Annotated in this window: 6 protein-coding genes; all 6 read left to right on the forward strand. The window is 32.7% G+C overall.

Annotated features, from left to right (window positions below; genetic code table 11):
* Positions 1-452 precede the first annotated feature (452 nt).
* Positions 453-1,181: a hypothetical protein gene (locus BN35_RS08410; protein WP_025073095.1), complete on the forward strand. Its 729-nt coding sequence runs from the start codon at positions 453-455 to the stop codon at positions 1,179-1,181.
* A gap of 313 nt (positions 1,182-1,494) precedes the next feature.
* Positions 1,495-4,794: a SusC/RagA family TonB-linked outer membrane protein gene (locus BN35_RS08415; RefSeq protein ID WP_028901308.1), complete on the forward strand. Its 3,300-nt coding sequence runs from the start codon at positions 1,495-1,497 to the stop codon at positions 4,792-4,794.
* A 10-nt stretch (positions 4,795-4,804) separates the two neighbouring features.
* The gene (locus tag BN35_RS08420) at positions 4,805-6,235 is read left to right on the forward strand and encodes a RagB/SusD family nutrient uptake outer membrane protein (protein ID WP_025073096.1); all 1,431 of its coding nucleotides are present in this window, start codon (positions 4,805-4,807) and stop codon (positions 6,233-6,235) included.
* Between the two features lie 14 nt (positions 6,236-6,249).
* A complete protein-coding gene (locus tag BN35_RS08425; RefSeq protein WP_081411480.1) occupies positions 6,250-6,930 on the forward strand; it encodes a DUF4843 domain-containing protein in 681 nt (226 codons plus the stop codon).
* A 23-nt stretch (positions 6,931-6,953) separates the two neighbouring features.
* On the forward strand, positions 6,954-8,501 hold the full coding sequence (locus tag BN35_RS08430; protein WP_159100002.1) for a PKD-like family lipoprotein: 1,548 nt from the start codon (positions 6,954-6,956) through the stop codon (positions 8,499-8,501).
* 12 nt (positions 8,502-8,513) lie between these two features.
* Entirely contained in the window at positions 8,514-9,848 is a 1,335-nt protein-coding gene (locus tag BN35_RS12825; protein WP_159100003.1) for a TlpA family protein disulfide reductase, read from the forward strand.
* Positions 9,849-10,311 lie beyond the last annotated feature (463 nt).

The raw sequence follows: 10,311 nt of genomic DNA on the forward strand, positions 1-10,311 counted from the left end.
TAAGAACATTACGTTTAAGTCTTCTCTTTTGAGTGCCATTTTTACCATTTCTTGGCAGCTAAAGCATTGAGATAAGCCAACAATTTGCATGCTTTAATGCATTTGAAGCATGTGAATAACGCCGCTAATGTATGTTTCCAAGGGTGTAAAATCAATGTTCTAACTTGAAAAGACGTTTATTTTGTTCAAATCAGCGCATTTTTGCATGTCGTTTGCCTATTATTTTTTTCTATTTTGAAGATTTTAGATGGTCGTTTTTTAGTAAATTTATAGGACAAAAAGCAACGAATAGCTTTACCTAGAATCAATTCTCTATGATAATCTTTGAATTTAGAAAAAATATTCATATATTTGTATAAGTTATTTGAAAGGGACTCTCGATAAAAAATAAGTTTTTTGGGTAATTGAGTCTTTTTTCATAAATCCAGTTGAACAGAAAAAATATTTTTATAATGGGAAGCGAAGTAACAAAGTGGAATAAAATAATATATTCTATCATGAACTTACCGGGAATCAAGGTTGATAGAGTGGCGTTTTTGGTGGAGGCTTTGAGACCTCATTGTACCGAACCAGAAATAAAGAAAGCATCATTGCAGCGTCCAATTGATGTCATTCCTCTAAAATTAATCAATGAATTGGCTAATGAATGTATCAATGAACATACTAAAAAAGCAACCATTTTTTCTACCGTAACGGGTGTGCCAGGCGGTATCGCTGTCTTTTTTGCTATTCCTGCTGATTTATTACAATACTTTTGTCAAACCTTAATTATTGCTCAAAAGTTAGCTTATTTATATGGTTATCCTGATTTGTGCGACCAAAATGGGCATTTAACAGAATCTTCTTACGATGTGCTGACTATCTTTTTGGGTGTCATGCTTGGGTCAAGCACTGCTAACGAGGCTTTTAAGCAACTCTCAGAAACGTTTGCCGAACACACAACTATGAGTATGCCACAAGTGAGCGTGACGGAAACTATGTGGTATCCATTAGTAAAAGGGGTGTCCAAGTGGATCAGGACGAAATTCGTAAAAGGTTCTGTGACAAAACGCTTGAGTAAGGCAGTACCTGTTATCGGTGGTGTTGTTGCTGGTTTTTTAACTTATAAAACGTTTAAGCCAAATGCGAAACGGTTAAAGAAACAAATGCAAGCAAATGCGATGTTATTCAAATCGGTATGACATTTATCAAATGCTTTGCATTAATTTATGATGTTAATTGGTATAGGTTAGTGACTAATCGTCTTTCTAATACTTAAAAAATATTTATTATTACATAAAAGAATTAAAATTTTGAATAAAGTTTTAGAAATTAAATTAAAAATTTTATATTTGTCGTAAATACAAAAAAAATATTATCCTTATTGATAAAAAAACGAAAACTGGCTTTGTTTATTAACCTTAAGCATAAAATCGATTTATCCATTAAAGATAGTTATTAACTTTTATAGAATTAAAGTTATACGTATAATAGTACCATAAATACTCGTGTGATATGAAAAAACAGTGTTATTTGCGACGTATTGAACGAATCGTTTTATTCATTTTCTTTCTTTTATTTATTAGAGTTGGACATGCTTTAGCTCAAAGTTTACCTAATGAAATAGCCATTGTATGTCAAAATGAACCAATGAAGCTTGTTTTGAATAAAATAGAACAAAAGACCCAATATAAGTTTTTATATAAACAAGAGGATATTAAGAATATAAATGTAACCGTTGATATTCAGACTAAAAATATTACAAAACTTCTGAATAGTATTTTAGCTCCATATTCTTTAAAGTATGAAATTGTAGGAGATAACATTACTATTTCCTCTTTTAAGTCGTTGGAGAACAGTCACTTAAAAGGTCGTGTAGTAGATGATAAAGGACTACCCTTGCCTGGCGTAAATATAAAAACAAATGAAAGTTCTGTAGTGGGAGTTACTGATACCGATGGTCGGTTTGATATTTTCATTCCACACGATAAAAAAATATCTAAAGTAGAATTCTCCTATATTGGAATGAATAAAACTTCAGTTAATTTTACAGGGAAACAACTCTTTGTTACTATGAAAGAAGATGCCCAAAGTGTAGGAGAAATTGTTGTTAATGGTATATTTGAGCGGAAAAAAGAAAGTTTTACAGGTGCTACAACGGTTATTAGGAAAGACGAACTCATGAGAGGTGGAAGTCAGAACTTATTGCAAAACCTTAAAAATTTAGATCCCGCATTCAAAATAGTTGAGAATATGGATTTGGGGTCTAATCCCAACTCTATGCCTGAAGTTAGGATGCGCGGCCAGCAATCTATGCCTGACTTAAAGGGTACATATAAAGGTAATCCTAACCAGCCATTGTTTATATTGGATGGTTTTGAAACGGATGTGACGACTATTTACGATTTGGACATGAACCGCGTAGAAACTGTTGTCTTATTAAAAGATGCTGCCGCTAAAGCTATTTATGGATCAAAAGCAGCAAATGGTGTCGTTGTGATTGAAACCAGAAAACCTGAAACCGGTAAATTAAGAATTTCGTATAAAGGAGATTTGAACTTAACAATTCCAGATTTGACAGGCTATAATCTTTGTAATGCTCAAGAAAAGTTTGAAGTAGATAAAAAACATGGAGTATATTCAGATCCATGGTTTTGGGAGCAATATTTAAACAACATACAAGCGGAAATTGCCCGCGGTGTAGATACTGACTGGTTAGCTCAACCCTTACACACAGGATTAGGACATAGACATTCAGTTTATTTAGAAGGTGGTGATGAGCGAATTAGATATGGAGTGGATTTATTATACAACGATATCAAAGGAGTAATGAAAGGCTCTGATCGTAAAACTTTTTCTGGAGGATTTGTTCTTTCTTATCGATATAAGAATTTATTATTTCGCAATCAATTCAATACAAGCTTAAATCATGCAGATGATTCTCCTTATGGCTCATTCTCAGAGTATGCAGAACTAAATCCATATTGGACTCCATACGATGAAGCTGGTAATCTTAAAAAGGTTGCAGGTTCAACAGGTGGGGGTGGATTAATTGGAGTTACTAAAGGAAACCCCTTATGGAATACGACGATTGGCACTAAAAATTTTAGTAAATATACGCGTTTAACAGATAACTTTTATATTGAATGGCAAATATTAGAGGCCTTAAAATTAAGAGGTCGATTAGGATTAACTAAAATCTTCAATAAAAGAGAAGATTTTTATCCAGCATCCCATACCTACTTTTTAGGATATTCAAAGGAACGAACTTTTGAAAAAGGGCAGTATAGCAAATCGAATGGAGAGTCCAGTTCTATTTCTGCAGATTTAACAGCAAATTATTCTTTATATTTGAAAAAACATCAGTTACTCGTAAATGCGGGTTGGAGCATGCAGCAGAATCAATCTGAATCAACCCAGTTTAAAGTAATAGGTTTTCCGAATGACAGGATTAATTTTATTGCATCGGGATTAAAACCAGATAACATTCAACCTTTTTCTGGACGTGAAGGTATTAACCGTTCTATTAGTTTTTTGTCAGCATTGAACTATTCGTACGATGATCGCTATTTGGCTGATTTATCTTATCGAGCAAGTGCCTCTTCTCTTTTTGGAAAAGAAAACCGTTGGGGACACTTCTGGGCTGCTGGTTTAGGGTGGAATTTACACAAAGAACATTTCCTTAAAAATGCGTCTTGGTTAAAGCAATTTAAGTTAAGAGCATCCACGGGATATACTGGTGCACAAAACTTCAGTTCTTATCAAGCTTTAGCTACATTTGGTTATTATCAAACACAAGTTTACGATAATTGGATAGGTTCATATTTAATGGCTCTGCCAAATGATAATTTAAAATGGCAGAAAACGTTAGATTATAATATAGGTGTTGATATTAATGTGATGAACCGTTTAAGCGTCCGGTATGATTATTATACACAGAAAACAGAAGATCAACTCCTGGCTCTTACGATACCTCCATCAATGGGGTTCCGTAGCTATATGGAAAATTTGGGAAGTACTGAAAATAAAGGTATGGAACTTAAATTAAATGCACATTTATTGTATGACCCCGCAAGTAATAGGTATTTAAGTACATTTTTTTCTATTGCGAAAAACTCAAACAAGTTAAAAAAGATATCTAACGCATTAAAGAGTTATAATGATGAAGTAGATAGTGAAATTCAAGGAGGAAAAATGAATAAGCCTCAATTGCATTTTATTGAGGGTGAATCTATGAATGCAATATGGGCTGTGCGATCTTTAGGTATAGATCCTGCTACAGGCGATGAAGTGTATTTAACCAAAAATGGCGACAAGACGATGGTTTGGAGAACGGAAGATCAAGTGGTTTGTGGAGATGCAATGCCAAAATATACAGGAACTTTTGGAGTTAATGTTGATTATAAAGGAGTTTTTATGAATATGTCTTTCTACTATCAATTAGGAGGACAAGTTTATAATCAAACTTTGGTAAATCGTGTAGAAAATGCATATGTAGGATTAAATGTTGATAAGCGAATATACGATGCGGTATGGAAGCAACCTGGTGATATCGTAGATTTCTCTTATAGTCCTGCTAAAGTAACTAAGCCCAGTTCACGTTTTGTACAAGATTTAAATGAACTTCGTTTTTCAACTTTGAATATTGGTTATGATTTTCGTAATACGGAATTATTAACTCGTCTTAAAATTTCTCAGTTGAAAGTTAGTTTTTATATGAATGACATTTTTCGTGCTTCGACAGTGAAGGTAGAAAGAGGATTAGATTATCCTTTTGCTCGTACCTATTCATTTTCTTTACAAGCAACCTTTTAATTGGTAAGATATGAAAGTTTTAATAAAAAATATGAGAGTAGTTGTTATTTTGCTCTTTTCTTTGTTAATAACCTCCTGTGAAGGCTGGCTGAATGTTAGTCCGAAGTCAGAAGTAAAGTATGATGATTTATTTAGTTACAAAAATGGATTTAAAGATCAGTTGACAGGCATATATACTGCACTTTGCTCTGATAATCTTTATGGAGCAAATCTTACTTTTGGTATGGCGGATGCTTTGGGGCAGCAATATGTATGGACACAGGAGGCTGGTATATATTATCATTTGCATAGATTTGAATATGATGACGCAACGAGTCAAAATATTATAAACGCCGTATGGGAAAGCATGTATAAAGATATTGCTAATATCAATATTTTATTAGAGGGAATAAAAGAATATGATGGCGTTTTATCTCAGACAGAATCGGATGTGTTTGAAGGTGAGGCTTACGGAATGCGAGCATTCTTACATTTTGACTTGCTTCGTTGGTTTGGTAAAAGCTTTCTAAGTGATGCTCAAGACGCGGCTATCCCTTATGTCCGAGGTGTGTCGAAAAATGTAACACCATTATCTACAGTGACTAAAAGTATTGACTTGGTGATAGAAGATTTAACCCATGCCTTAAAATTGTTGAAAGTTGATCCAATAAAGACAGGAAAAGCTTCAACGGAATTCCTGGGGGTAAGAGAATTTCATCTTAATTATTATGCTGTTTGTGCTTTATTAGCTCGTGCCTATCTTTACAAAAATGATAAGACAAATGCATTAAAATATGCACGTGAAGTAATCGATTCGAATAAATTTCCTTGGGTGGCAAGTAGTAATGTAACAACCAATACACGTAGTTCTCGTGACGGAATATTTAAATCAGAGTGTATTTTTATGCTTAATAATACAAGATTGAAGTCTTTGACAGAAAGGTTTTTAAAAGAAGGAGAAAGTAATACTGTAGGAAATTTATTAATTATGTCACCTGAAGTTTGCGCAGAAATTTTTGAAACTAATTTATATGGTTTTGATTGGCGATATAATTATTATTTTGAAACATTATTAGGTTATTATCTTGGAAGCTCAAAATTATGGCAAACCTCTTCTACTTATAATGATTGCCAACCTTTACTTAGAATTAGTGAAATGTGGCTTATAGCAGCAGAATGTGCAACATCTAAAAAAGAAGCCATAGACTGTATTAACATATTACGAAAACACAGGGGATTTGACGATAGTAGCTTGTTATCAGAAGAAAATATTACGGACGAAAACTTAAAATCAATTATTGGAAAAGAATATCGTAAAGAGTTTATAGGTGAAGGACAATGGTTCTTATATTGTAAACGTAACGATTTGAATCAGATACCTAATGTTTCAGTTCCATTTAGTAAAAAATATTACGTTCTACCTATGCCTGATTTGGAAAAGCAATATGGAGGAAGAAAATAGAAAGGAGATAATATATGATACTTTTTAATGATAAGATTTATAGTGTGCTTTTATTGCTTCTATGTAGTTGTACGACAGACAATTATTTGCGCTATGATACCACTGATGCCTCATTGCGTTTTGATTATTCTTTGGTAATAAAAGATAGCTTAATTTATTCTTTTGGATTGCATGCTGGAATAGAAGTTGATAATATTGACATTCCCGTTAAATTAATAGGTATAACATCTCCAAAAAATAGGAAATTTGTTGTACAGGTTGTCCCAGAGAAAACTACAGCGATTGAAAATAATGACTATAAAATTGAACCATGTGAATTGTTAGCAGACTCTATTTCAACTATAGTAAGGATTCAAGTGCGAAAAAATGCGAGTCTTAATTTAGGTGATAAAAGTATAGTCTTACGATTATGTGCTAATGATAATTTCTCAACTCCTCCAATTAACGAGGCTGAATTTAAAATTGTATTAACGAATGAATTATCAGAACCTGAAGGATGGATATTTGATGAATACAGTCGAGTAAAACATGAATTTGTTATATTGCACACGGGAGTGGCTACTAACTATACTAACTGGAGTACTTCTGAGCAAATTTATTGGAAGGGAGTGTTAATCAATGCCCTTTATAAATATAATAAAGAACATCCAGGAAAACCGTTGACAGATGAAAATGGTCTGATAGTGACGTTCTAAGTATTAATGAATAAATGTGTGTAATGATGAGAAATATATTTAAAATAGGATTATCCTTCATCTTTTTAATTACAAGTTTTTCTGCTTGTTACGATGATACTGGAAATTATAATTATTCTAATTTACCAGATGTTTCCATTTCTGCAAAAGACACAGTGTATGCCACTCAATTCAAAACTTTGGAGCTACCAATCGAAATTAAGTTGAGTAGTGGTAGTGAAAAGGACTATGACTTTAATTGGCGAATATGGTCAAACGCACTTGGAGGAGTGTCAAACCAAAAAACAATAGGAAATACAAAAACTCTTTCCTATTTAGTCACGGAAGTTCCAGGGGCCTATAGCTTAGTACTCACTTGCCATAATAAAGAAACAGGTGTAAAGTCGTTTAAAAAAATATTTTTGGTAGTACAGGGGATTATAACCGAAGGCTGGATGGTTTTACATGAGAAAAATGGAACAACAGATTTTGACATGATTATGAGTCCTTTTTTCTCAAATCGAGTAAAAGAGGATCTTGTCTTAAATAATGTTTACACATCTGTAAATAATGAACAGTTACGAGGGCATGGCGTAAAAATAGGTAGTTTCTTTTGGTTAGGAAAAATGCAGAACGTGACTATACTTACAGATAAAGGCGGTGTTCGCTTAGATGCAGTAACCATGCAAAAAACGTATGACATTTCTACGTTGATGCCAAATCTGGCAGATTGGAAGCCAGAGAATTATCTTTTCTATCATTATTATTGGAGCCCAGGTCGGTATGGATATGATGCTATCATTTCTAACGGCAAGTTTTATCAATATAGCTCCATGGGTTCAATGGGCTTTACAACGTATACAGAACCAATTTTGAAAGATGGTATGACTTATAAAGCTTCACCGTATGCGCCTCGTTATTTTGATTATTATCTGGGTATTCTTTATGATGAAATCGGAGGTCGATTTTTATGTTTCCCTAAGAAGAATGGAACTTCTTCGTGGGTACTCCAAGAAATGCCAGATAATATTTCTGGAACACTCTTTAATGTAAAAGATATGCATGCCAAGCTTAGATACATGGATACAGGTTTTAACAACTATGAATATGGCTTATTTAAAGACTGGAACACTCATAAGAATATACTATATACATTTAATTTTGACAAAAAGAAAAATATAGATAAAGGAATGTACTATGCTGACAATTGTCCAGAATTAAATAATGCTAAATATTTTGCAGTAGGAAATTTAGGCCCAATCTTTTATTATGCAACAGATAAAAATATTTACCAATATGATTATGCAGGAACTAATACTGGCATGAAAGTCTATTCTTTAGCCAACAATCAAGAAAAAATAACAGGAATCAAAATTTTGAAACCATGTGTAGATCGTTTTATTAAGACTCATCCCTATAATAATAAGGTTTTATTTGTTTCAACTTATAATGAAATCTTAAAAGAAGGAAAAGTTTACATGTATTATATTAATGTTAGTAATGGGACAATAGATGTATCTTCAGAAAAGGTTTTTAGTGGGTTTGGTAAAATAATAGATATGGAATATAATTTCCCAAAATATGGTTCTTGAGGAATGTTCAAAATGAAAATAGTAAATATAAATAAGTCTTCAATTGCCTTTGTACTCTGTTTATGGGTGACTACTGTTCTTGGACAAGTTGAATTTTATTTTGAAGAGTATGGAGCTTCAAAAATACGAGTAGTTTTTCGAGATTCGTCGTATTATTCAACTTTGGACAATAACGGTAGAGGTGTAATTAGGTTTTCGCCAGTCTTAAAGCCTGGATACGCTGTACTTTATGGACCTAAAAATATTATGTATTTTTATCTTATTCCAACAGGAAAGCAAAGCATGCTAAAATATAAAAATGGAGATCTTAAATTTCTTGGAGATGGTAAGGATATTAATGATTATTTAAATGGAGAACTTTTAGAGCTACTTAATTTGAATTATAATCAACCCGAAAATGAATTTTTGAGTGATTGGAATAAGATGTTTCTTAATTTACAAATAAATATCGATACACTTTCATTATTTGAAGAATTTAAGAAGATAGAGAAAAAACGATTACATTATTTGGCCTGTAATATGCTCCAGAATTATCCTCTTCACAGAGCAAGATTTCTCAAACAGAAGTATTATCTTCCACATTCTGCATTTTATCAACAGCAGGAAAAAATAATGATTGAAGATTCGGAAGCTTATGATTTTTGGGAATACCGACAAGCTTTTAGAAATTATATTCAAGCTTTAGCTTCCAAGAATATAAACAATAACCCCTTAAATGAATTGCGTTATGCATTGAATTATACCAAAAACAACATAAAAGACTCAAATCTTCAAGATTATCTTATTCATACTTTTATGTATGGATATGTTAGAAGGTATGGCGTGAAAGATATTGGTGAGTTTCTCCCAATATATAATAGTCATGTTCATAATATAAAAAGGAAAGCAGACTTTAAAGAAATTTATCAAAAGTTCTCACGTATAGCTTACGGAAAACAAGCACCATGTTTTATACTTCCTAATGTAGAAGGCGAGAAAATCTCACTCTCTATGTTAAAGGGTAAGTATATTTATATCGATGTTTGGGCAACTTGGTGTTTGCCCTGTTGTCGTGAACTACCTTATCTTCTTAAGTTACAGGAGAAGTTCAAAGGAAAGCCAATTGTCTTTGTTAGTATTTCAATAGATGAGGATGAATCTAAATGGAAAGGAAAGATAAAAACAGATAATTTGCAAGGTATTCAATTGCGTGCAGATAGAAATAGTAATTTTCAAAAAGATTATCAAATTTCACGCATACCTCGTTTTATATTAATTGATGCTGAAGGAAAAATTATAGATGAGAATATGACAAGACCTTCTGATCCAAAAACTATAAATCGAATAGATTCTTTATTTTCAGATTAAATAGCCACAGGGTGTTGAATATATTGATTGGACACGGGTGATAAAAATAATAGTGCACGAAGTCTCTGTTTCGCTTTTTTTAGTTTGACCTAAATCAATTTCTGCAAATTTCTAAAACTTTTCTTGAAAAATATTTGGAAGTTAGTCGTAAAGTTTGTACTTTTGCATCCGCTTTCGAGAATGAAACGAAAATGAAACATTCTTCGGGGCGACAAAAGAAGCGTTCTTTGAAAAAGATTTACATAAGACAGAAGTAGTACAAGAAGCATGTATGGCTTTTTAGGAAAGGAGTTGATGAGGCGACGAGTTAACGAGTTTTCTTGAAGCGTAAATACATAGGTAACAAGTTTTACGAACCGTTCAATTCATTGGAAAAGAACTAAGGTGAGAATACTTTTAAATTCTGGAGTTTCGTTCTGAACAGAGACAACGAAGTTGGTTGAGATAGGGTATATGGCGTTAG

Origin of the sequence: Hoylesella timonensis 4401737 = DSM 22865 = JCM 15640 (assembly GCF_000455445.1) — a bacterium.
GTDB classification, from domain to species: domain Bacteria; phylum Bacteroidota; class Bacteroidia; order Bacteroidales; family Bacteroidaceae; genus Prevotella; species Prevotella timonensis.